A 21031-nucleotide genomic window follows, 5' to 3' on the forward strand; every position below is an offset into this window, starting at 1 on the left:
AAACCGGGCACCCATTATTTCATTGCTGCCGGGACGCCCCGTGAAGATTACTCTTCGATGTTGCCCATGGCGGTGGTGTTGAAACCGCCGTCCACGTACATGATTTCACCGCTGATGCCCGATGCCAGGTCCGAGCACAGGAAGGCGCCGGCGTTGCCGACTTCTTCGATGGTGACGTTGCGACGCAGCGGGGTTTGCGCTTCGTTGGCGGCCAGCATCTTGCGGAAGTTCTTGATGCCGGAAGCGGCGAGGGTGCGGATCGGACCGGCCGATACGGCGTTGACGCGGGTGCCTTCCGGGCCCAGGGAACCGGCCAGGTAACGCACGCCGGCTTCCAGGGAAGCCTTGGCCATGCCCATGACGTTGTAGTTCGGCATGGTGCGCTCGGCGCCCAGGTACGACAGGGTCAGCAGGCTGCCGTTGCGGCCCTTCATCATTTCGCGACCGGCCTTGGCCAGGGCGACGAAGCTGTAGGCGCTGATGTCGTGGGCAATGCGGAAACCTTCGCGGGTGGTGGCTTCGGTGAAGTCGCCGTCCAGTTGGTCGCCCGGGGCGAAGCCCACGGAGTGCACGATGCAGTCCAGGCCGTCCCACTTCTTGCTCAGTTCTTCGAAGACCTTGGCGATTTCTTCATCGCTGGCCACGTCGCACGGGAAGCACAGCTCAGGGCTCGAACCCCAGCCTTGCGCGAACTCTTCGACACGACCTTTCAGTTTGTCGTTCTGATAAGTGAAGGCAAGCTCAGCGCCCTCGCGATGCATGGCGGCGGCGATGCCGGATGCGATGGACAGCTTGCTGGCGACACCGACGATCAGTACGCGCTTACCGGCGAGAAAACCCATGTGTTGCTCCTCTTTCAGGTTATTCGGCAGTCGTTGGGGCCAGGAAGGCGGCCTCCAGCAACTGCTGTGTATAGGGATGTTGCGGCGCGGCGAATATGCTGCGGGCATCACCTTGTTCGACCACTTGGCCATGCTTGACCACCATCAGTTGGTGGCTCAGCGCTTTGACGACAGCCAGGTCATGGCTGATAAACAGGTACGTCAGGTTGTACTTGGTTTGCAGCGACCGTAACAGCTCCACCACCTGGCGTTGCACGGTACGGTCCAGGGCCGACGTCGGCTCATCCAGCAAAATCAACGCCGGCTTGAGCACCAGGGCCCGGGCAATGGCGATACGCTGGCGCTGCCCTCCGGAAAATTCATGGGGGTAGCGGTTCCGGGTCTCCGGATCCAGGCCTACCTCCTTCAATGCCGCGATTATCGCTTGTTCCTGTTCGGCTGCGGTGCCGATCTTGTGGATCCGCAGGCCTTCGCCGACGATCTGGCTTACACACATCCGTGGGCTCAGGCTACCGAACGGGTCCTGAAACACCACTTGCATCTCCCGCCGCAGCGGCCGGACCTGTTGCTGCGTCAGGCTATCGAGCTGTTTGCCTTCAAAGCGGATCCCGCCCTGGCTGCCGATCAACCGCAAGATCGCCAGGCCCAGGGTGGACTTGCCGGAGCCGCTTTCGCCGACGATGCCCAGGGTCTGGCCCTGGGGCAGGCTGAAACGGATCCCGTCCACGGCCTTGATGTAGTCTACCGTGCGTTTGAACAGACCTTTCTTGATCGGGAACCAGACTTTCAAGTCCTCGACCTGCAACAGCGGCTGGCCGACCACATTGGTTGCCGGGGTGCCGCTGGGTTCGGCGCCTAGCAGTTCCCGAGTGTACGGATGCTGCGGCGCGCGGAACAACTCTTCGCACGACGCCTGTTCGACGATGCAACCGCGCTGCATGACACATACGCGATGGGCAATTCTGCGCACCAGGTTCAAATCGTGGCTGATCAGTAGCAGCGACATGCCTAGTCGTGCCTGCAGTTCCTTGAGCAATTGGAGGATTTTCAGCTGGACGGTGACGTCCAGGGCGGTAGTCGGCTCGTCGGCGATCAGCAATTCCGGCTCGTTGGCCAGGGCCATGGCGATCATCACCCGCTGGCGCTGGCCACCGGACAATTCATGGGGCAGGGCCTTCAGGCGCTTGTGCGGTTCGGGAATGCCGACCAGCTCCAGCAGCTCAAGAGTCCGGCGGGTCGCGACCTTACCGCTCAAGCCCTTGTGGATGCCGAGCACTTCATTGATCTGTTTTTCAATGGAGTGCAGCGGATTGAGGGAGGTCATCGGCTCCTGGAAAATCATCGCGATCCGGTTGCCACGGATGTGGCGGATGGTTTTTTCTTTCAGCCCCAGCAAATCCTGGCCGGCGTACTGGATGGTCCCGGTCGGGTGATGGGCCAGCGGGTAGGGCAGCAAACGCAGGATCGAGTGGGCGGTGACCGATTTGCCCGAGCCGCTTTCACCCACCAGGGCCAGGGTTTCGCCGCGCTTGATATCGAAGCTGACCCCCTCGACCACGCGCTGGCGGCGTTCGCCGACAATAAACTCCACCGCCAGGTCGCGCACTTCGATCAGATTGTCCTGGTTCATATCACTTCCTCGGATCGAAGGCATCGCGAGCGGACTCGCCGATGAACACCAGCAGGCTCAGCATCAGGGCCAGCACGGCGAACGCGCTGATGCCCAGCCACGGCGCCTGGAGGTTGGATTTGCCCTGGGCCACCAGCTCGCCCAGGGACGGCGCGCCCGGCGGCAGGCCGAAACCGAGGAAATCCAGGGCGGTGAGGGTGCCAATGGCACCGGTGAGGATGAACGGCATGAAGGTCATGGTCGAGACCATGGCATTGGGCAGGATGTGACGGAACATGATGGCGCCGTTCTGCATGCCCAACGCCCGCGCGGCGCGCACGTACTCCAGGTTGCGCCCGCGCAGGAACTCGGCGCGGACCACGTCCACCAGGCTCATCCACGAGAACAACAGCATGATGCCCAGCAGCCACCAGAAATTCGGCTGGACGAAACTGGCCAGGATGATCAGCAGGTACAGCACCGGCAGCCCGGACCAGATCTCCAGGAAGCGCTGGCCGGCCAAGTCGACCCAGCCGCCATAGAAGCCCTGCAAGGCACCGGCGATCACGCCGATGATCGAGCTGAGCAGTGTCAGGGTCAGGGCGAACAGCACCGAGATGCGGAAGCCATAGATGACCCGGGCCAGGACATCGCGCCCCTGGTCGTCGGTGCCCAGCCAGTTTACGGAGGAGGGTGGTGCCGGGGCCGGGACCTTCAGGTCGTAGTTGATGCTCTGGTAGCTGAACGGAATCGGCGCCCACAGTACCCAGGCGTCCTTGGCGGCCAGCAGTTCACGGATATACGGGCTCTTGTAGTTGGCTTCCAGGGGGAATTCGCCGCCGAACGTGGTTTCCGGGTAACGCTTGAGGGCCGGGAAGTACCAGCCGTCGTCGTAATGCACCACCAGTGGCTTGTCGTTGGCGATCAACTCGGCGCCCAGGCTCAGCCCGAACAGGATCAAAAACAGCCACAGCGACCACCAGCCTCGCTTGTTGGCCTTGAACAGTTCGAAACGGCGGCGATTGAGAGGAGACAGGTTCATCTCAATGCTCCCGGCTTTCGAAGTCGATGCGCGGATCGACAAAGGTGTAGGTCAAGTCGCCGATCAGTTTCACCACCAGCCCCAGCAGGGTGAAGATGAACAGGGTGCCGAATACCACCGGGTAGTCGCGGTTGATCGCCGCTTCGAAACTCATCAGGCCCAGGCCGTCGAGGGAGAAGATCACTTCCACCAGCAGCGAGCCGGTAAAGAAGATCCCGATGAACGCCGAAGGGAAGCCGGCAATCACCAGCAGCATGGCGTTGCGGAAGACGTGGCCGTAGAGCACCCGATGGCGAGTCAGGCCCTTGGCCTTGGCGGTGACTACGTATTGCTTGTTGATTTCGTCGAGGAAGCTGTTCTTGGTCAGCAGGGTCATGGTGGCAAAGTTACCGATCACCAGGGCGGTCACGGGCAGGGCCAGGTGCCAGAAGTAGTCGAGGATCTTGCCGCCCATGCTCAATTCGTCGAAGTTGTTGGAGGTCAGCCCGCGCAACGGGAACCAGTCGAAATAACTGCCGCCGGCAAACACCACGATCAGCAGGATGGCAAACAGGAACGATGGGATCGCGTAGCCAACGATGATTGCCGAGCTGGTCCACACGTCGAAATGGCTACCGTGTCGCGTAGCCTTGGCGATCCCCAGCGGGATCGACACCAGGTACATGATCAGCGTGCTCCACAACCCGAGGGAGATGGACACTGGCATCTTTTCCTTGATCAGGTCGATGACCTTGGCATCGCGGAAGAAACTGTCGCCGAAGTCCAGGTGGGCGTAGTTCTTGATCATGATCCACAGGCGTTCGGGCGCCGACTTGTCAAAGCCGTACATGCGCTCGATTTCCTTGACCAGTCCCGGGTCCAGGCCTTGGGCGCCGCGATAGGAGGAACCCGCCACCGAAACTTCGGCGCCGCCGCCGGCAATGCGGCTGGTGGCGCCTTCGAAGCCTTCGAGCTTGGCGATCATCTGTTCCACCGGCCCGCCGGGCGCGGCCTGGATGATGACGAAGTTGATCAACAGGATGCCGAACAGCGTCGGGATGATCAGCAGCAGTCGCCGGAAGATATAAGCCAGCATCGGGTTACTCCACGCTCGCGGGGGCAGCGTTGATCTGTTGTTCCATGACTTGTTTCTCTACTTCGATGGCAGGCTTGGTGTCCGGCTTGACCCACCAGGTCGTGGTGCCGATGTCATAGGTCGGCGTGATTTTCGGGTGACCGATGTGATTCCAGTAGGCCACGCGCCAGGTCTTGATGTGCCAGTTGGGGATCACGTAGTAGCCCCATTGCAGAACCCGGTCCAGTGCCCGGGCGTGGGCCACCAGGCTCTTGCGCGAATCGGCGTTGATCAGTTGTTCCACCAGTTGGTCCACGGCCGGGTCCTTCAGGCCCATGGTGTTGCGACTGCCGGGTTTGTCCGCGGCGGCGGACATCCAGAATTCGCGTTGTTCATTCCCCGGCGAGCTGGATTGCGGGAAGCTGCCCACCACCAGGTCGAAATCCCTGGAGCGTACGCGGTTGATGTACTGGGACACGTCTACCCGACGGATGACCAGTTCGATGCCCAGGTCGCTCAGGTTGCGCTTGAACGGCAGCAGCACCCGCTCGAACTCGGTCTGGGCCAGCAGGAATTCCAGCACCACCGGTTTGCCTTGGGCATCGACCATTTTGTCGTTAACGATGCGCCAGCCGGCTTCTTGCAGCAATTGATAAGCCTTGCGCTGCTGGTCGCGGAGCATGCCGCTGCCGTCGCACACCGAAGGCTGGAAGGCTTCGGTGAAGACCTGCTCGGGAATCTTGCCGCGCAGGGGCTCGAGAATTTTCAACTCGTCTTCGCCGGGCAGGCCGGTGGCGGCCATTTCCGAATTCTCGAAGTAGCTGCGGGTACGGGCATAGGCGCCGTTGAACAGTTGCTTGTTGGTCCACTCGAAATCCAGCAACAGGCTCAAGGCCTTGCGCACCCGCACATCCTGGAAGATCGGACGGCGCAGGTTGTAGACGAAGCCCTGCATGCCAGTGGGGTTGCCGTTGGGAATCTGTTCCTTGATCAACCGGCCTTCGGTCACGGCCGGGATGTTGTAGGCATTGGCCCAGTTCTTGGCGGTCATTTCCAGCCAGAAATCGAATTGCCCGGCTTTCAAGGCCTCGACCGCGACGGTGTTGTCACGATAGTAGTCGGTGACCAGCACGTCGAAATTGTAGAAGCCGCGATTGACCGGCAAGTCCTTGCCCCAATAGTCCTTCACCCGTTCATAGCGGATCGAGCGACCGGCCTTCACTTCGGTGACCTTGTAGGGACCGCTGCCCAGGGGGATCTCCAGGTTGCCCTTGCTGAAGTCGCGCTCGGCCCACCAGTGTTTCGGCAATACCGGCAGTTGGCCGAGGATCAGCGGCAGTTCGCGGTTATTGGTGTGCTTGAATTTGAACAGCACCTTGAGCGGTTCTTCGGCGATGACTTCGGCGACGTCGTTGTAATAGCCGCGAAACATCGGTGCGCCGTCCTTGGTCAGGGTCTGGAAGCTGAAGACCACGTCTTCGGCGCGCACCGGATGGCCGTCGTTGAAGCGAGCTTCGGGGCGCAGGTAGAAGCGCACCCAGCCATTGTCCGGGGCTTTCTCGATTTTTTCGGCGATCAGGCCATATTCGGTGAACGGTTCGTCCAGGCCCTGCTTGGCCAGGGTGTCGTAGATCAGGCCGATGTCATCGGCGGGCACGCCTTTGCTGATGAACGGGTTGAGGCTGTCGAAGCCACCGAAGCCGCCCTGGCGAAACACGCCGCCCTTGGGTGCGTCCGGGTTGACGTAGTCGAAATGCTTGAAGTCGGCCGGGTATTTAGGTGGCTCGTTGTACAAGGTCACGGCATGCTGTGGCGCGGCACAGGCCAGCCCGGCGAATAACAGGCTGCTGGCCTGCAGGAGCAGGGCGCGCAAAGGCTTCATTGATCTTTCTCCGAAGATTTCAGCCACCATGCGCTCAGGCCCAGGGTGTAGGGCGGCGTGGTGACGAAGGCGAACCGGTTGCGGTACGCCAGGCGATGATAATTGAGATACCAGTTGGGGATGCAGTAATGCTGCCACAGCAGCACGCGATCCAGGGCCTTGCCGGCGGCGACCTGTTCGTCGCGGGTCTGGGCGGCGAGCAGCTTTTCCAGCAGATGGTCGACCACCGGGTTGGCGATCCCGGCGTAGTTCTTGCTGCCCTTGACCCCGACCTGGCTGGAGTGGAAGTACTGCCATTGCTCAAGGCCCGGGCTGAGGGTCTGGTTCAAGGTCAGCAGGATCATGTCGAAGTCGAACTGGTCCAGGCGCTGCTTGTACTGGGCGCGGTCCACCGTGCGCAGCCGGGCCTGGATGCCGATACTGGCGAGGTTCTCGACGTAGGGTTGCAGGATGCGCTCCAGGTTCGGGTTCACCAGCAGGATTTCGAAGCTCAGGGGCTGGCTGTCGGCGTTCAGCAGGCGTTGGCCGTTGAGGGTCCAGCCGGCTTCCTTCAATAACCCCAAGGCTTTGCGCAGGGTTTCCCGGGGAATGCCGCGCCCATCGGTCCTGGGCAAGCTGAAGGGTTCGGTGAGCAGTTTGGCCGGCAGTTGTTCCCGGTAGGGCTTGAGCAACAGCCATTCATGGCCCACCGGTAGGCCGGTAGCGGAGAATTCGCTGTTGGGGTAGTAACTGAGGGTGCGCTTGTAGGCGCCGCTGAACAGGGTGCGGTTGGTCCACTCGAAATCGAACATCAGCCCCAGGGCTTCACGCACCTTGACCTCGGCAAACGTAGCGCGCCGAGTGTTCATGAACAGGCCCTGGGTCTGGGTCGGGATCTGGTGGGGAATCTGCGCCTTGATCACGTCGCCACGCTTGATCGCCGGGAAGTCATAGCCGTTGGCCCAGTTTTTGGCCTGGTGTTCGATGTAGATATCGAACTCGCCAGCCTTGAAGGCTTCGAAGGCCACTTCGCTGTCGCGATAGAACTCCACGTCCATGCGGTCGACGTTGTATTTGCCGCGATTGACTGGCAGGTCCTTCCCCCAGTAATCCTTGACCCGTTCGAACACCAGTTGGCGGCCTGGCTGTACTTTGGTGATGCGATAAGGTCCGCTGCCCAGGGGCGGGTCGAAGGTCGTCGCCTTGAAGTCGCGGTCTTTCCAGTAGTGCTGGGGCAACACCGGCAGTTCGCCCAGGCGCAGGATCAGCAACGGATTGCCCGCGCGCTTGAAGACAAAGCGGATTTTCAGCGGGTTGAGAATGTCGACCCGCAGCACTTCCTGCAGGTTGGTGCGGTATTGCGGATGGCCTTCCTTGAGCAGCGTCCTGTAGGAGAACGCCACGTCATAGGCGGTGATCGGCACGCCATCGTGAAACCGTGCTTCGGGTCGCAGGTTGAACACCACCCAACTGCGGTCTTCGCTGTATTCCACCGATTGGGCGATCAGGCCATAGCTGGACGTCGGCTCATCGCCGGACGGGGCGTATTGGCCGGTGCCGACCATCAACGGTTCGTTCAGCTCATTGATGCCGTATTGCAGGAAATTAGGCGTGGAAACCGGGCTGCTGCCCTTGAATGTATAGGGGTTGAGCGTATCGAAGGTGCCGAATGCCATGACCCGCAAGACTCCGCCCTTGGGCGCTTGCGGGTTGACCCAGTCGAAGTGGGTGAACCTGGCCGGATACTTGAGCGTGCCGAACTGCGCATAGCCATGGCTTTCGCTGATGGTTGCGCTGGCGGGGAAGCTCAAGGCCAGGCTGATCAGGAGCAGGAGGAGGGGACGTGTCAAATCTGAGATCCGAACCAGGCGGCTTGGGCTTTTATGACCTGTACAGTAACAGCTTGTATCGGCAGGAAAAAGGCGGGGTTTAGAGGGGGGTGCCAGTCGGCTAAGCGGATACCGGCCGAGCGCAGAACCTTTGGAGAGGGGATTTATCCTCTTTGTGGGAGCTTTGACCTGTGGGAGCAAGGCTTGCCCGCGATGAACGATATCGCGGTTCAACTGTTAAACCGCAGTGTGGCCATCGCGGGCAAGTCTTGCTCCCACGGATGAACCCCTCACCACACAAAGCTCCCCGGTCACCTTAGTGCGGGGAGTAGACCGTCAACATCTGCCCAGGCTTGAGTGCCTTGCCCATTCGCGGGTTCCAGCGCTTGAGGTGCTGCATTTCCACGTTGAAGCGCTTGGCTACCACATACAGCGAGTCGCCTTGCTTGACCTTGTACTGGGTCTGCTTCTTCTGGTCCTTGGTATTGGCGGCTACCACGGTGCTGATGCGCTTGCCGGTGGCCTTGTTCGGCTTGGCGTCCTGCATCACCAGGGTCTGGCCGACCTTGAGCTTGTTGCCGCTGAGTTTGTTCCAGCGTTGCAGGTCTTTGGTCTGGACGTTGTTGGCCTTGGCAATCTGGGCCAGGTTCTCGCCGCGCTTGACGCGGTAGGTGCGTCTTGCGCCTTCCACTTCGCTGTCGTCGACATTTTCAAAGACTGGTTTGAGCGAGCGCTGGCTGATCAGCTCTTCCGGGCGCATGGTCGAGAGGCTGGCGGTCAGCAACTGAGCCTTGGATGTTGGCACCAGCAGGTGCTGCGGGCCGTCGATGGTGGTGCGCTGCTTGAAGGCCGGGTTGAGCTGGAACAGCTCGTCTTCGTCGATATTGGCCACTGCCGCGACCTTGGAAAGGTCCATGCGCTGGTTGATCTCGACGACCTGGAAATACGGTTCGTTGGCGATCGGGTTGAGGTTCACGCCATAGGCATCGGGCGACAGCACCACCTGGGACAGCGCCAACAGCTTCGGCACATAGGCCTGGGTCTCGCTGGGTAGCGGCAGGTTCCAGTAGTCGGTGGGCAGGCCGAGCTTCTCGTTGCGCTCGATGGCGCGGCTGACCGTGCCTTCGCCGGCGTTGTAGGCCGCCAGCGCCAGCAACCAGTCGCCGTTGAACATGTCATGCAGGCGCGTCAGGTAGTCCATGGCGGCCGTGGTGGAAGCGGTGATATCGCGACGCCCGTCATAGAAGCGGGTCTGGCGCAGGTTGAAGTAACGCCCCGTGGATGGGATGAATTGCCATAGGCCCACTGCGTTGGCCCGGGAATAGGCCATGGGGTTGTAGGCACTCTCGATCACCGGCAGCAGCGCCAGCTCCAGCGGCATGTTGCGCTCTTCGAGGCGTTCGACGATGTAATGGATGTACAGGCTGCCGCGCTCACCGGCGTTTTCCAGGAAGGAGGGGTTGCTGGCGAACCACAGGCGCTGTTGCTCGATACGTGGATTGACCCCGGCGGTTTCCTGCAACTGGAAGCCCTGGCGCATGCGCTCCCAGATGTCCTGGGGTACTTGGGGGCTGGGTTTTTCAGTGAGCCATACCGGCTTCTGTTTGGCGCGGGCGGCGATATTCGGCGTGTGGGCCGCGTCGGTCTGCGGCAGCTGGCTCGTGCTCTGGCAGCCCGCCAAGGTGGCGGACACAGCCACCGCGATGGCTTGAGCCAAGCGGGTCAATGTGTCTGACTGGACGGACCTGCGTATAGATGACGACATTGGCTGGAAGTAAGTTCCGGGCAAAAATGTCGGCCGATTCTAGGAAGCGCACCCCAACAGGTCAACCTTTCAGAATTTTTGTATCAATCGATAGCTGCCTTAGAACGTATCTTTCCAAGCCCTCAAGGCAGCAAAAACCTCACTCGGCGTCTGGTTTCGCTGGCCGCTCCGTTCGTCTGCTTTTTGTTTAACGGATGTTTCAGTCGTGCGCAGGAACGGATTGGTGAGCTTTTCCAGGGCCAGGGTCGAGGGCAGCGTCATGATGCCTTCGCTGCGTTGCCGGCTGACTTTTTCCAGGCGGGCGGCGATGTCCGGGTTGCCTGGCTCCACCGCGGCGGCGAATTTCAGGTTGCCGAGGGTATATTCATGGGTGCAGTAGACCAGCGTATCTTCAGGCAGGGCGGCGAGGCGACTGAGCGAGTGGTGCATTTGCGTCGGCGTACCTTCGAAGAGTCGGCCGCAACCGGCGGCGAACAGGGTGTCGCCACAGAACAGCAGGCCATGGTGGTAGTAGGCGATGTGCCCCAGCGTATGGCCGGGCACGGCGTAGACATCGAAGTCCCAGCCGAGCACGCTGACCGTGTCGTTGTCATTGAGGGCCTGGTCCCGCGCCGGGATGTTTTCGCTGGCCGGGCCATGGACGGTGGCGTTCGTCGCATTTTTCAGCGCCTGGACGCCGCCGACATGGTCATGGTGATGGTGGGTGACCAGGATGTCGCTCAGGACCCAGCCCGGATGGGCTTCGAGCCAGGCCTGCACTGGCGCGGCGTCACCCGGGTCGACCACGGCGCAGCGCTGGGTGGCATGATCCTGTAACAACCAGATGTAGTTATCGGTGAATGCGGGCAGGGCACTGATCTGTATCATCGTGGAATTCGCCAAGCGGAAAACAAAGGCGCATCTTAGAACTTCCTGACGCGTTGGAGAATGCAATGACCGATGAAGCGTTCGCTCAGGCTGATCCTGACTGGCTGGCGTTGATCAGCGCCGCCCGTGAATGGCTGTCCGGCCCTGTCGGGCAATTTTTGCTGGAAGAAGAACGGCGCATGCTCGAAGACGAGTTGGGTCGGTTCTTCGGCGGCTACCTGGTGCATTACGGGCCTTCGGCCCAGACCCCGCCGTCGGCACCGCAGGTCCAGCGTAACGTGCGCCTGGGCGCGCCGTTGCCCGGGGTGGAGATCGTCTGCGAGGAGCAGGCCTGGCCCTTGAGCGAACATGCCGCCGACGTCGTGGTCTTGCAGCACGGCCTGGACTTCTGCCTGTCGCCCCATGGCTTGCTGCGTGAAGCCGCCAGCAGCGTGCGTCCTGGTGGCCATCTGTTGATCGTCGGTATCAATCCCTGGAGCAGTTGGGGGTTGCGTCACGTGTTCGCCCACGACGCCTTGCGCCAGGCCCGCTGCATCTCGGCCTCGAGGGTCGGCGATTGGCTCAACCTGCTGGGCTTCGCGCTGGAGAAACGCCGCTTCGGGTGCTATCGTCCGCCGCTTGCCTCGCCCAAGTGGCAGGCGCGCCTGGCTGGGTGGGAGCGCAAGGCTGGTGACTGGCAACTGTCCGGCGGCGGTTTCTATCTATTGGTGGCGCGCAAGATTGCGGTCGGGCTGCGCCCGGTACGCCAGGCGCGACGCGAGCCGATGGGCAAGCTGATTCCCTTGCCGATGGCCAAGGTCAATCGTCGCCACATCGAGCCGTAACCTTTTCGATGGTTCTTGCCGGCATTGGGCTGCGGGTGTTGTCGGGCCCGATCGGCGGGTCTTCGCATTTTTTTTCTGGATAGATTGGCATGAGCGATAGCGTAGAACTCTTCACTGATGGCGCCTGCAAGGGCAACCCCGGTCCGGGTGGCTGGGGCGCGTTGCTGGTGTGCAAGGGCGTGGAGAAGGAACTCTGGGGCGGCGAAGCCAATACCACCAACAATCGCATGGAACTGATGGGCGCGATCCGTGGCCTGGAAGAACTCAAGCGGCCTTGCGATGTGCTGCTGGTGACCGACTCGCAGTACGTCATGAAAGGCATCAACGAGTGGATGGCCAACTGGAAGAAACGCGGCTGGAAGACGGCGGCGAAGGAGCCGGTGAAAAACGCCGACCTGTGGAAATTGCTGGATGAGCAGGTCAATCGCCACAACGTCACCTGGAAATGGGTGCGCGGCCACATCGGCCACCACGGCAATGAACGGGCTGATCAGTTGGCCAATCGTGGGGTGGATGAGGTGCGGGGTTACAAGCAGGCTTGATTCTCGGTTGCGCCCCTGTGGCCCGGGCACTTGTGTGGGAGCAAAGCTTGCTCGCGACACAGGCGCCCTGGTTTTCCTGAAAGACCGCATGATCTTTATCGCGAGCAAGCTTTGCTCCCACAGTGTTTGCTCTCGTTCATCACTTGCTTCCAGGAGCCTGGCTCCCAGGTAAATCCCCTTGCGACAAGAGCGTGTTAAGATCCGCGCTTTTGCAAGACTGCCCGTTGAGAGCTGAACACTGATGGCCAACAGATCTGTAGTACTGGATACCGAAACCACCGGCATGCCGGTGACCGATGGTCACCGGATTATTGAAATCGGTTGTGTCGAGCTGATCGGTCGGCGCCTGACCGGTCGCCATTTCCACGTTTACCTGCAACCGGATCGTGAAAGTGACGAGGGCGCCATTGGCGTGCACGGCATTACCAACGAATTCCTGGTGGGCAAGCCGCGTTTCGCCGAAGTGGCCGATGAGTTCTTCGAATTCATCCAGGGCGCGCAGTTGATCATCCACAACGCGGCGTTCGACGTTGGGTTCATCAACAACGAATTTGCCCTGATGGGCCAGCACGACCGGGCTGACATTACCCAGCACTGCACCATCCTCGATACCCTGATGATGGCCCGGGAGCGTCACCCGGGGCAGCGCAACAGCCTCGATGCCTTGTGCAAGCGCTACGGTGTCGACAACTCCGGCCGTGAACTGCACGGCGCCTTGCTCGACTCCGAGATCCTGGCCGACGTCTACCTGACCATGACCGGTGGCCAGACCAGCCTGTCCCTGGCCGGCAACGCCTCGGACGGCAATGGTACTGGCGAAGGCTCCGGCAACCAGGCCACGGAAATCCGCCGTTTGCCCGCTGACCGTCAGCCAGCGCGGATCATCCGTGCCAGCGAAAGCGACCTGGCCGAACATGCCGCGCGTCTGGAAGCCATCGCCAAGTCCGCAGGTGCTCCGGCATTGTGGACGCAGTTGGCCGAGGCGCAGGCCGCGGCGAACTGATGAACCCCTGTGGGAGCGGGCTTGCTCGCGAAGGTGTCGGTACGCTCAGCACACATGCAAGCTGACCCACCGCTTTCGTGAGCAAGCCCGCTCCTACTAAAGGATGCCACCAACCAATTGTTCATTTCTCGCCACAATCGCCACGACCTTCTAACCTGAGGTAACGGGCAGGCTATGGATCCCGCTTGATGTGTGAAGACTTGAAAGGCAAGGGCAATGGATGGCAATACGCCGTTGGTTGCCTCAAGGAATGAGGACCTTCCCCAGTATGCAACCGGTCATGAATCCCAAGCACCCGGGGTTGTCGGTGCGCGTTGTCGATGATGGCTTCGCCGCCTATATATGGGGCAGTGATTTCAGTTTCGAAGTCAGCGACTACGGTACGGCGCAGATAGGTCGGCCCGTGAGCCAGTGGTCGGTGACGCCCATCGTTCCCTATCGCAAGTGCTACGGCATCGATCCCGAAGAGTTCAGCAGCTTTCGCGATGCCCCGGACAGCGAGATCTTCATGGCCTATCTCGACGATCAACCGGTGGGGCATCTGGTGGTCAGTACCAACTGGAACGGTTTCGCCCACATCGACGAACTGGCGGTGCATGCTCCGGCCCGTCGCCACGGGGTGGCCAAGGCGCTGCTCGATGTCGCGCACTTCTGGAGCCGCAAGAAAAAACTGCCGGGGATCATGCTGGAAACCCAGAACAACAACCTGGGGGCCTGCCGGCTCTATGAGCGCTGCGGTTATGTGCTCGGCGGCATCGATCACTTGCGCTATCGCGGCATTGACCGACATACCGCTGAAGTGGCGTTGTTCTGGTATCGGCTGTTCGACGATCCGTTGGGCATGTCGATCAGTGGCCCAGCAACGCCTCGGCTTGTTCCGTAACCCGTTCCAGCAGCGATTGAACGGCGGGCGAGGGCGTCGTGCCGTTCAGGCTCAGGGCATAGAGACCAATCGGGATAGCGGGCGACACCGGGCAGACGTCCAGGCCGCCGTCCTTGGCGCCCGAGGCGGTGAAAGGGTCGACGATGGCAAGGCCTTCGCCGGCCTCGACCATGGCGCGCATCATCTGATGTGTCTGTACGCGAATCTGGATCACCGGTGCCGGGCGTAGCGCCGCCAGTTTATGCTCGAACGCCGGGCTTAGCGGGTCATGGCCATCGAGCCCCACCAACGACTGGCCTGCCAGATCCTGTAGCGAAACGTATTTCTGCCGCGGTTGCAGCCAGCCGTGGGGCGCCAGCAATTGCAGTTTGCCCTGGGCGATCATCTGGCAATGGATGTCGGGGTGTTCAGGGTCGTGCAGGCTCAGTCCAAGGTCGGCTTCACGCAATAGCAAGCTGTGGACGATGTCGCGGGTCGGTTGGCTGAGCAGGGTGCAAGGCGCATCCGGATGACGTCGACGCAGGGCGGCGATGCTCTGGGGTAATAATTGTTGGGCCAGCGGCGGGGTGCAGATGATACGCAGAGGGGGTGCCTGATAGTGCTTCAGGCTGCTGGCCAGCCGCAGCACCGGCTCGAGGGTGTCGTACACCCGCGTGATGCCGTCACGCAGCTCAAGGGTTTCCCGGGTGGCCTGCAAGCGCCCGCGCACGCTGGCAAACAGCATGAAGCCCAGTTGGGCCTCGGCGTCGCGCAGGATCGCCTCGACCTCCGTCACCGGCAGTTGCAGCCATTCGGCCGCCGTGCCGAGGTGACCGGTCTGCAGCAGCGCCTGGATCACTTCGATGTGGCGTAAACGCATGCAAGAAGTCCATGTTCGGCGGGTGAGCCATTGAATGGCTGAATCCTAACCCAAGTCCGGGCATGACTTCTGCTCATAACAACCGTTTATAAGGCGATTTGCGTTTCAGTGGGCGTTTGAGCTTGCAGCGGCGTTTCCGGCTCGCGCGTCAGTTCGATTTGCGACTGCACCAGCACGAATTTTCCGTCGTCGAGTTTGTTGACGCGATCACCGATCGCCAACTTATAGGTAGTGACAGGCTCCTTGCCATTTCCGTCGGGCGACGGGGTCGATTCCTGGAACTCATGCACCGAATAGACGCGACCTTCGGCGTCCCGCGCATGAAATTGTCCGACAAGTACTGCTGCCATTGCTTAGAACCTCTGGAAATAGATCACTCGATTTGCGGTTCTGTAGACCCCGGTCAAGCGCGGTAAGTTTTCCTACATGAAAAAAATAGTCCAGCCGGCGGGTTTTCGTCTCTCCACTGGTCCAATTGTGATGCCGATCATCTATAACTACAGGCTCCTTTGAGCCGACAGTCGAGAAGCCTCTCATGAGTAATGTCTACACAGTGGCCGTTTTAGTGGGCAGCCTGCGCAAGGCATCGATCAACCGCAAGGTAGCACTGGCGCTGGCGGAGCTGGCACCGGCCAATCTGAAACTGAACATCGTTGAAATCGGCGAGTTGCCGCTTTATAACGAAGACATTGACGTAACGCCGCCGGCAGCCTACACCACATTCCGTCAACAGGTGGGCGCGGCTGATGCTTTGTTGTTCGTTACGCCTGAGTACAACCGCTCGGTGCCGGCACCGTTGAAAAATGCCATCGACGTCGGTTCGCGTCCCTACGGCCAGAGTTGCCTGAGTGGCAAGCCGGGTGCGGTGATCAGTGCTTCGCCGGGTGCCATCGGCGGTTTCGGTGCCAACCATCATTTGCGCCAGTCGCTGGTATTCCTCGACGTTCCCTGCATGCAGCAGCCGGAAGCCTACCTGAGCGGTGCCGGGACGGCGTTTGACGAGGCGGGTAAGCTGTCGGAGTCGGTACGGCCTTTCCTGCAAACGTTCATCAATGCCTATGGCAAGTGGGTCGAGCAACACAAGAAGGTTTGATGCCCCGAGATTTCAGGTAAACCCTGTGGCGAGGGAGCTTGCTCCCGCTCGGTTGCGCAGCAACCGCTCCAGGGCCTGCTTCGCAGTCCAGCGGGAGCAAGCTCCCTCGCCACAAGTGCGCCCCCCTTCAATCCGCGCTTTACTGAATATTCGAATCTCCATATATTCGCCCTTCGCTCATCCAGGCTTTCCGTCGCCATGTCCGATTCCCATAACCCCGTCGATGTCTTCAAGGCCCTGGCCGATGACACTCGTACGCGCATTGCGCTGTTGCTGGCCCGCGAAGGCGAGTTATGTGTCTGCGAGCTCACCGCCGCGCTGGGCCTGAGCCAGCCGAAGATCTCCCGGCACCTGGCGCAGCTGCGCAGCGCTGGCCTGCTCAGCGATCGGCGCCAAGGGCAATGGGTCTACTACCGTCTGCATCCGCAGTTGCCGTCCTGGGTCAGCACCTTGCTGGAGCAGGCGTTGGCCGCCAACACGGCATGGCTGATGGCCGATGTCGAGCGTTTGGTTGCCATGGTTGATCGTCCGGTGGCGCGTTGCTGCTGATTTCCTCTTTTCAAACCTTCTTTCAAGGCTGTTGCGCATGCTCATCGCGTCGTTGATTTTCCTGCTGACCATTACGCTGGTGATCTGGCAGCCCAGGGGGCTTGGCGTTGGCTGGAGCGCGACGCTCGGCGCGTTGCTGGCCCTGTTGAGCGGGGTGGTGCAGGTCGGTGACATTGCGCTGGTCTGGCAGATTATCTGGAACGCCACCGGGACCTTTGTCGCGCTGATCATCATCAGCCTGCTGCTGGACGAGGCCGGCTTCTTCGCCTGGGCGGCCTTGCATGTGGCCCGTTGGGGGAAGGGCAGTGGGCGCAAGCTGTTTGCGTTCATGGTGCTGCTGGGGGCGCTGGTGTCGGCGCTGTTTGCCAATGACGGAGCGGCGCTGATTCTGACACCCATCGTGATTTCGATGTTGCTGGCGTTGCGTTTTTCCCCGGCGGCGACCCTGGCGTTCGTGATGGGGGCTGGTTTCATTGCCGACACCGCGAGCCTGCCCTTGGTGGTGTCGAACCTGGTGAACATTGTCTCGGCGGATTTCTTCGGCATCGGTTTCAACCGCTACGCGGCGGTCATGGTGCCGGTGAACCTGGTCAGCGTCGCGGCGAGCCTGGCGATACTGCTGTGGCTGTTTCGTCGCGACATCCCGCGTGACTACGATCCGCATCAACTGGACGATCCGGCGACGGCGATCCACGACAAGGCGACGTTTTATGCCGGTTGGGTGGTGTTGGTGATCCTGTTGTTGGGCTGCTTTGCCCTGGAGCCGCTGGGGATTCCCATCAGTGCGATCTCCGCGGTCTGTGCGGCGTTGCTGCTGGCAGTCGCGGCCCGCGGTCACAAGATTTCCACCCGCAAGGCGATGAAGGAAGCGCCCTGGCAGATCGTGATTTTCTCCCTCGGTATGTACCTGGTGGTCTATGGCCTGCGCAACGCCGGGCTGACCGGCTACCTGGCCCACTGGCTCGACGGTTTCGCCGAATATGGCGTGTGGGGTGCGGCGATGGGCACCGGCGTGCTGACGGCGTTGCTCTCGTCGGTGATGAACAATTTGCCGACGGTGCTGATCGGTGCCTTGTCCATCGATGCCAGCCAGGCCACCGGGGTGGTGAAGGAGGCGATGATCTACGCCAACGTCATCGGCAGCGACCTGGGCCCGAAAATCACACCGATTGGCAGCCTGGCGACGTTGCTGTGGCTGCATGTGCTGGAGCGCAAGAATATCCGGATCGGCTGGGGGTATTACTTCAAGGTCGGGATCGTGCTGACCGTGCCGGTGTTGCTGGTGACGTTGGCGGCGTTGGCTTTGCGGTTGTCCATCTGAACCGAGTTGGCTGCATCGCGAGCAGGCTCGCTCCCACAGTGGATTGTGTTGTTTACAGCTTCGATGATCTGCACATAACCCTGTAGGAGCGAGCCTGCTCGCGATGAAGCCCTGAAAGGCGCCACAAAACTCATCCGGTACCCGGCACATTCGGCCAAAGATCGGCCACCAGGAATACCCGCTCGGCTTCCTCCCACTCCCCCTCGGCATTTTCAGTCAGGCGCACCATCAGCTGCGCCGGCGCCATGGGCTCGAGGGCCATTCGCCAGGCTTCCAGTTGCGAGGTGTCCCAGGTCTGCTCCGCCGGATAGTGGGCCGGGGCCAGCCAGGCGGCGCGGGGCAGGGGTTGCCAGCGCCCTGGTGGACGTTGGTCGACGAATGCTGGCCAATCACGCTGATGCAGCCAACTGCCCCGTAAATGCCGAGGGTGCGCACCGGTTGGCGGGTCGGCCCGGCCCGGCCAGGGATAAAGCAGGTAGCCGCCGAGCCAGAGCTCGGAGCGAAACGACTCGAGGCCGGCCGGTTCAATGCCCAAGGTCGCCAAGGCCTCACGGCTTTCCGGGCGCGCCGAGATCGGCAGTTGGTGTTCGCGCAGATGCGCCAGTTTACGGTCGAGCCGGTCGTGACAGCCCGGCCCGAGCCACTGCGCGGCGTCCCGGCCATTGCCGTCCTGCGGCCCGAGGTACAACTTGATGGCCAGCTCCAGGTGGTGGATGCCGTCGCGATCGCGCAGCAGCAGGTCCAGTTCGCCCAGCGTATGGCCTTCGCGCCGGATCGGCAGATTCGCGGCGATCAATTCGATGCCCGGGGCATGCTGCACGGCAAACTGCCAGAGCCTTTCGTAATACAGGCCCAGGCGTCGTGTCCGCCCTTGGGACAGGCAGTGCAGCAATGGGTAGCTGTCGCGGTCCAATTGCCGCAGCCAGTGTTCCAGTCGATGGGGATCCTGCACCCAGTCACTGCCGGCCAGGGGATGGCGCTGGGGCCAGGGCGTGTCGATGAGCATCGGCGGGGCGATGATCGCCCACGCGAGGTCGCGCACTTCGGGATGGCGTAGGCGGCGGGGCAAGTCCAGCAATTCAGGGAACAGGATCATTTTGCGAGCATAGCCTGTGGCAAGGCTTAAAGAATTTTGTCTATGGAGCGCTTTCGCCCATAATCGTGGTTTTCGCCCGCCGCAGACCCTCGCAGGAGCCTCATGGAGCAATTTCGCAATATCGGCATCATCGGTCGCCTGGGCAGTTCGCAGGTGTTGGACACCGTTCGCCGTCTCAAACGTTTCCTCCTGGAGCGGCACCTGCATGTGATCCTCGAAGATACCATCGCCGAAGTGTTGCCGGGCCATGGCCTGCAGACCTCGTCGCGCAAGATGCTCGGCGAAGTCTGCGACATGGTGATCGTGGTTGGCGGCGACGGCAGCCTGCTGGGGGCCGCCCGGGCCTTGGCGCGGCACAATATCCCGGTGCTGGGGATCAACCGCGGCAGCCTGGGGTTCCTCACCGATATCCGCCCTGACGAGCTGGAGACCAAGGTCGCCGAGGTGCTGGACGGCCATTACCTGGTGGAAAACCGCTTCCTGCTGCAAGCCGAGGTCCGCCGTCACGCCGAGGCCATCGGCCAGGGCGATGCCCTCAATGACGTGGTGCTGCACCCCGGCAAATCCACGCGCATGATCGAATTCGAACTGTACATCGACGGTCAGTTCGTCTGCAGCCAGAAGGCCGACGGCCTGATCGTCGCGACCCCGACCGGTTCCACGGCTTACGCGCTTTCAGCCGGCGGGCCGATCATGCACCCCAAGCTCGACGCTATTGTGATCGTGCCCATGTACCCCCATACCTTGTCTGGGCGACCGATTGTGGTCGATGGCAACAGTGAGCTGAAAATCGTCGTGTCCAAGGATATGCAGATCTACCCGCAAGTGTCTTGTGACGGCCAGAACCATTTCACCTGCGCGCCGGGTGACACCATCACCGTCAGCAAGAAAGCGCAGAAGCTGCGCCTGATCCATCCGCTGGATCACAATTACTACGAAGTCTGCCGGACCAAGCTTGGCTGGGGCAGTCGGTTGGGGGGTGGAGGCGACTGATGCTCGATCCTGCGCGCAGTTACGATTTGATCGGTGACGTGCACGGATGCGCCCTGACCCTGGAACACCTGCTGGACCGACTCGGTTACCACAAGCAGGGCGGGGTCTGGCGACATCCGTCGCGCATGGCCGTGTTCCTGGGGGACATCATCGACCGTGGCCCGCGGATTCGTGAAGCGCTGCACATCGTCCATGACATGGTCGTGGCCGGTCAGGCGCTGTGCATCATGGGTAACCACGAGTTCAATGCCCTGGGCTGGAGCACACCGGCCTTGCCCGGCAGCGGCCAGCGCTACGTGCGTGAACACACGCCGCGTCACGCCCGCTTGCTCCACGAGACCCTGACCCAGTTCGAGCAGCATCCCGGTGATTGGCACGACTTCCTCGAATGGTTCTATGACCTGCCGCTGTTTGTCGATGCCGGTCGGTTCCGGGTGGTGCATGCCTGTTGGGATGCGGGCCTGATCGAACCGTTGCGTGGGCTGTTCCCGGACGGTTGTGTCGACGAGCATTTCCTCCAGGCCTCGGCGCAACCGGGCAGTTTTGCCTGCACGGTGTTCGATCGTTTGCTGCGCGGCACCGACATGCGCCTGCCCCATGGCCTGACGCTGACCGGTGGCGATGGCCTGACCCGTTCGTTTTTCCGCACCAAGTTCTGGGAAGACAACCCGCAGACCTACGGCGACATCGTGTTCCAGCCCGACGCCTTGCCGGAGCCGGTGGCCCGTACGCCGCTGTCGCCGGATGAAAAAAACAACCTGTTGCGCTATGGCGCCCATGAACCCTTGCTGTTCGTCGGCCACTATTGGCGCAGCGGTAAACCCGCGCCGATTCGCCCGAACCTGGCCTGCCTGGATTACAGTGCGGTGCTCTACGGCAAACTGGTTGCTTATCGCCTGGACCAGGAAACCCGTCTGGACCCGCACAAGTTTGTCTGGGTCGATGTCGAGCGGCCGGAGGTGGTGCAGTGAGACTGTCTGTCACGCGAACGCATTTTTT

20 protein-coding genes are annotated in these 21031 nt (G+C 61.4%); 9 read left to right on the forward strand and 11 right to left on the reverse strand.

The window, feature by feature from the left end; genetic code table 11:
- Window positions 1–47: 47 nt before the first annotated feature.
- The 8 genes from fabI to gloB all read right to left on the reverse strand — a co-directional run bounded on the left by fabI (window position 48) and on the right by gloB (window position 10869).
- The gene (gene fabI, locus DTP52_RS26620) at window positions 48–842 is read right to left on the reverse strand and encodes an enoyl-ACP reductase FabI (protein WP_053153864.1); all 795 of its coding nucleotides are present in this window, start codon (window positions 840–842) and stop codon (window positions 48–50) included.
- Window positions 843–861: 19 nt separating this feature from the next.
- Window positions 862–2472 (reverse strand): ABC transporter ATP-binding protein, encoded by a 1611-nt coding sequence (locus DTP52_RS26625; RefSeq protein WP_109756030.1) that lies wholly within the window; start codon window positions 2470–2472, stop codon window positions 862–864.
- A 1-nt stretch (window position 2473) separates the two neighbouring features.
- Window positions 2474–3493: an ABC transporter permease gene (locus DTP52_RS26630; RefSeq protein WP_109756031.1), complete on the reverse strand. Its 1020-nt coding sequence runs from the start codon at window positions 3491–3493 to the stop codon at window positions 2474–2476.
- A gap of 1 nt (window position 3494) precedes the next feature.
- Window positions 3495–4568 carry a microcin C ABC transporter permease YejB gene (locus DTP52_RS26635; RefSeq protein ID WP_092198160.1) on the reverse strand — a complete coding sequence of 358 codons (1074 nt, stop codon included), beginning with the start codon at window positions 4566–4568 and terminating at the stop codon, window positions 3495–3497.
- A 4-nt stretch (window positions 4569–4572) separates the two neighbouring features.
- Entirely contained in the window at window positions 4573–6429 is a 1857-nt protein-coding gene (locus DTP52_RS26640; protein ID WP_109756032.1) for an extracellular solute-binding protein, read from the reverse strand.
- Window positions 6426–8258, reverse strand: coding sequence for an extracellular solute-binding protein (locus tag DTP52_RS26645; RefSeq protein ID WP_109756033.1), 1833 nt, complete (start codon window positions 8256–8258; stop codon window positions 6426–6428). The genes DTP52_RS26640 and DTP52_RS26645 overlap by 4 nt, the downstream gene beginning before the upstream one ends.
- A 295-nt stretch (window positions 8259–8553) precedes the next feature.
- Complete coding sequence (locus DTP52_RS26655; protein WP_109756035.1) at window positions 8554–10002, reverse strand: transglycosylase SLT domain-containing protein; 1449 nt, start codon at window positions 10000–10002, stop codon at window positions 8554–8556.
- Between the two features lie 99 nt (window positions 10003–10101).
- Window positions 10102–10869 carry a hydroxyacylglutathione hydrolase gene (gene gloB / locus DTP52_RS26660; protein ID WP_109756036.1) on the reverse strand — a complete coding sequence of 256 codons (768 nt, stop codon included), beginning with the start codon at window positions 10867–10869 and terminating at the stop codon, window positions 10102–10104.
- Between the two features lie 65 nt (window positions 10870–10934).
- Between gloB and DTP52_RS26665 the strand changes: the two genes are divergently transcribed.
- The 4 genes from DTP52_RS26665 to DTP52_RS26680 all read left to right on the forward strand — a co-directional run bounded on the left by DTP52_RS26665 (window position 10935) and on the right by DTP52_RS26680 (window position 14121).
- Window positions 10935–11693: a methyltransferase domain-containing protein gene (locus DTP52_RS26665; RefSeq protein ID WP_109756037.1), complete on the forward strand. Its 759-nt coding sequence runs from the start codon at window positions 10935–10937 to the stop codon at window positions 11691–11693.
- An 89-nt stretch (window positions 11694–11782) separates the two neighbouring features.
- A complete protein-coding gene (gene rnhA / locus DTP52_RS26670) occupies window positions 11783–12235 on the forward strand; it encodes a ribonuclease HI (RefSeq protein ID WP_030142629.1) in 453 nt (150 codons plus the stop codon).
- A gap of 241 nt (window positions 12236–12476) precedes the next feature.
- Window positions 12477–13238 carry a DNA polymerase III subunit epsilon gene (gene dnaQ, locus DTP52_RS26675; protein ID WP_109756038.1) on the forward strand — a complete coding sequence of 254 codons (762 nt, stop codon included), beginning with the start codon at window positions 12477–12479 and terminating at the stop codon, window positions 13236–13238.
- A gap of 268 nt (window positions 13239–13506) precedes the next feature.
- Window positions 13507–14121, forward strand: coding sequence for a GNAT family N-acetyltransferase (locus DTP52_RS26680; protein WP_109756039.1), 615 nt, complete (start codon window positions 13507–13509; stop codon window positions 14119–14121).
- Here the strand turns inward: DTP52_RS26680 and DTP52_RS26685 are convergent.
- Window positions 14087–14980: a LysR family transcriptional regulator gene (locus DTP52_RS26685; protein ID WP_109756040.1), complete on the reverse strand. Its 894-nt coding sequence runs from the start codon at window positions 14978–14980 to the stop codon at window positions 14087–14089. The two genes, DTP52_RS26680 and DTP52_RS26685, sit on opposite strands and share 35 nt — an antisense overlap.
- 86 nt (window positions 14981–15066) lie before the next feature.
- Entirely contained in the window at window positions 15067–15330 is a 264-nt protein-coding gene (locus DTP52_RS26690) for a hypothetical protein (RefSeq protein WP_109756041.1), read from the reverse strand.
- A 185-nt stretch (window positions 15331–15515) separates the two neighbouring features.
- On the opposite strand from DTP52_RS26690, the gene DTP52_RS26695 reads away from it, so the two are divergent.
- The 3 genes from DTP52_RS26695 to DTP52_RS26705 all read left to right on the forward strand — a co-directional run bounded on the left by DTP52_RS26695 (window position 15516) and on the right by DTP52_RS26705 (window position 17943).
- The gene (locus DTP52_RS26695) at window positions 15516–16073 is read left to right on the forward strand and encodes an NADPH-dependent FMN reductase (RefSeq protein WP_109756042.1); all 558 of its coding nucleotides are present in this window, start codon (window positions 15516–15518) and stop codon (window positions 16071–16073) included.
- A 198-nt stretch (window positions 16074–16271) separates the two neighbouring features.
- The gene (locus DTP52_RS26700; RefSeq protein WP_109756043.1) at window positions 16272–16622 is read left to right on the forward strand and encodes a metalloregulator ArsR/SmtB family transcription factor; all 351 of its coding nucleotides are present in this window, start codon (window positions 16272–16274) and stop codon (window positions 16620–16622) included.
- A 37-nt stretch (window positions 16623–16659) separates the two neighbouring features.
- Window positions 16660–17943: an arsenic transporter gene (locus tag DTP52_RS26705; protein WP_109756044.1), complete on the forward strand. Its 1284-nt coding sequence runs from the start codon at window positions 16660–16662 to the stop codon at window positions 17941–17943.
- A gap of 130 nt (window positions 17944–18073) precedes the next feature.
- On the opposite strand, the gene DTP52_RS26710 is transcribed toward DTP52_RS26705, so the two are convergent.
- Entirely contained in the window at window positions 18074–19150 is a 1077-nt protein-coding gene (locus DTP52_RS26710) for a DUF1853 family protein (protein WP_371925649.1), read from the reverse strand.
- Here DTP52_RS26710 and DTP52_RS26715 point away from each other — a divergent pair.
- Together DTP52_RS26715 and DTP52_RS26720 are read left to right on the forward strand one after the other, a co-directional pair.
- Window positions 19142–20032, forward strand: coding sequence for an NAD(+) kinase (locus tag DTP52_RS26715; protein ID WP_003202709.1), 891 nt, complete (start codon window positions 19142–19144; stop codon window positions 20030–20032). The two genes, DTP52_RS26710 and DTP52_RS26715, sit on opposite strands and share 9 nt — an antisense overlap.
- Window positions 20029–21003 carry a metallophosphoesterase gene (locus tag DTP52_RS26720; protein ID WP_176689558.1) on the forward strand — a complete coding sequence of 325 codons (975 nt, stop codon included), beginning with the start codon at window positions 20029–20031 and terminating at the stop codon, window positions 21001–21003. Before DTP52_RS26715 ends, DTP52_RS26720 begins: the two co-directional genes overlap by 4 nt.
- Window positions 21004–21031 lie beyond the last annotated feature (28 nt).

Source organism: Pseudomonas sp. 43mfcvi1.1 (genome assembly GCF_900115935.1).
Taxonomy (GTDB): domain Bacteria; phylum Pseudomonadota; class Gammaproteobacteria; order Pseudomonadales; family Pseudomonadaceae; genus Aquipseudomonas; species Aquipseudomonas bijieensis.

What these genes read in the sequence shown, in the direction of transcription:
- DTP52_RS26635 (WP_092198160.1), bottom strand. Translation starts at nt 4,568, where the DNA reads ATGCTGGCTTATATCTTCCGGCGACTGCTGCTGATCATCCCGACGCTG.
- DTP52_RS26680 (WP_109756039.1), top strand. Translation starts at nt 13,507, where the DNA reads ATGCAACCGGTCATGAATCCCAAGCACCCGGGGTTGTCGGTGCGCGTT.
- DTP52_RS26685 (WP_109756040.1), bottom strand. Translation starts at nt 14,980, where the DNA reads ATGCGTTTACGCCACATCGAAGTGATCCAGGCGCTGCTGCAGACCGGT.
- DTP52_RS26665 (WP_109756037.1), top strand. Translation starts at nt 10,935, where the DNA reads ATGACCGATGAAGCGTTCGCTCAGGCTGATCCTGACTGGCTGGCGTTG.
- dnaQ (WP_109756038.1), top strand. Translation starts at nt 12,477, where the DNA reads ATGGCCAACAGATCTGTAGTACTGGATACCGAAACCACCGGCATGCCG.
- DTP52_RS26655 (WP_109756035.1), bottom strand. Translation starts at nt 10,002, where the DNA reads ATGTCGTCATCTATACGCAGGTCCGTCCAGTCAGACACATTGACCCGC.
- DTP52_RS26690 (WP_109756041.1), bottom strand. Translation starts at nt 15,330, where the DNA reads ATGGCAGCAGTACTTGTCGGACAATTTCATGCGCGGGACGCCGAAGGT.
- DTP52_RS26640 (WP_109756032.1), bottom strand. Translation starts at nt 6,429, where the DNA reads ATGAAGCCTTTGCGCGCCCTGCTCCTGCAGGCCAGCAGCCTGTTATTC.
- DTP52_RS26630 (WP_109756031.1), bottom strand. Translation starts at nt 3,493, where the DNA reads ATGAACCTGTCTCCTCTCAATCGCCGCCGTTTCGAACTGTTCAAGGCC.
- gloB (WP_109756036.1), bottom strand. Translation starts at nt 10,869, where the DNA reads ATGATACAGATCAGTGCCCTGCCCGCATTCACCGATAACTACATCTGG.
- rnhA (WP_030142629.1), top strand. Translation starts at nt 11,783, where the DNA reads ATGAGCGATAGCGTAGAACTCTTCACTGATGGCGCCTGCAAGGGCAAC.
- fabI (WP_053153864.1), bottom strand. Translation starts at nt 842, where the DNA reads ATGGGTTTTCTCGCCGGTAAGCGCGTACTGATCGTCGGTGTCGCCAGC.
- DTP52_RS26625 (WP_109756030.1), bottom strand. Translation starts at nt 2,472, where the DNA reads ATGAACCAGGACAATCTGATCGAAGTGCGCGACCTGGCGGTGGAGTTT.
- DTP52_RS26705 (WP_109756044.1), top strand. Translation starts at nt 16,660, where the DNA reads ATGCTCATCGCGTCGTTGATTTTCCTGCTGACCATTACGCTGGTGATC.
- DTP52_RS26715 (WP_003202709.1), top strand. Translation starts at nt 19,142, where the DNA reads ATGGAGCAATTTCGCAATATCGGCATCATCGGTCGCCTGGGCAGTTCG.
- DTP52_RS26695 (WP_109756042.1), top strand. Translation starts at nt 15,516, where the DNA reads ATGAGTAATGTCTACACAGTGGCCGTTTTAGTGGGCAGCCTGCGCAAG.
- DTP52_RS26700 (WP_109756043.1), top strand. Translation starts at nt 16,272, where the DNA reads ATGTCCGATTCCCATAACCCCGTCGATGTCTTCAAGGCCCTGGCCGAT.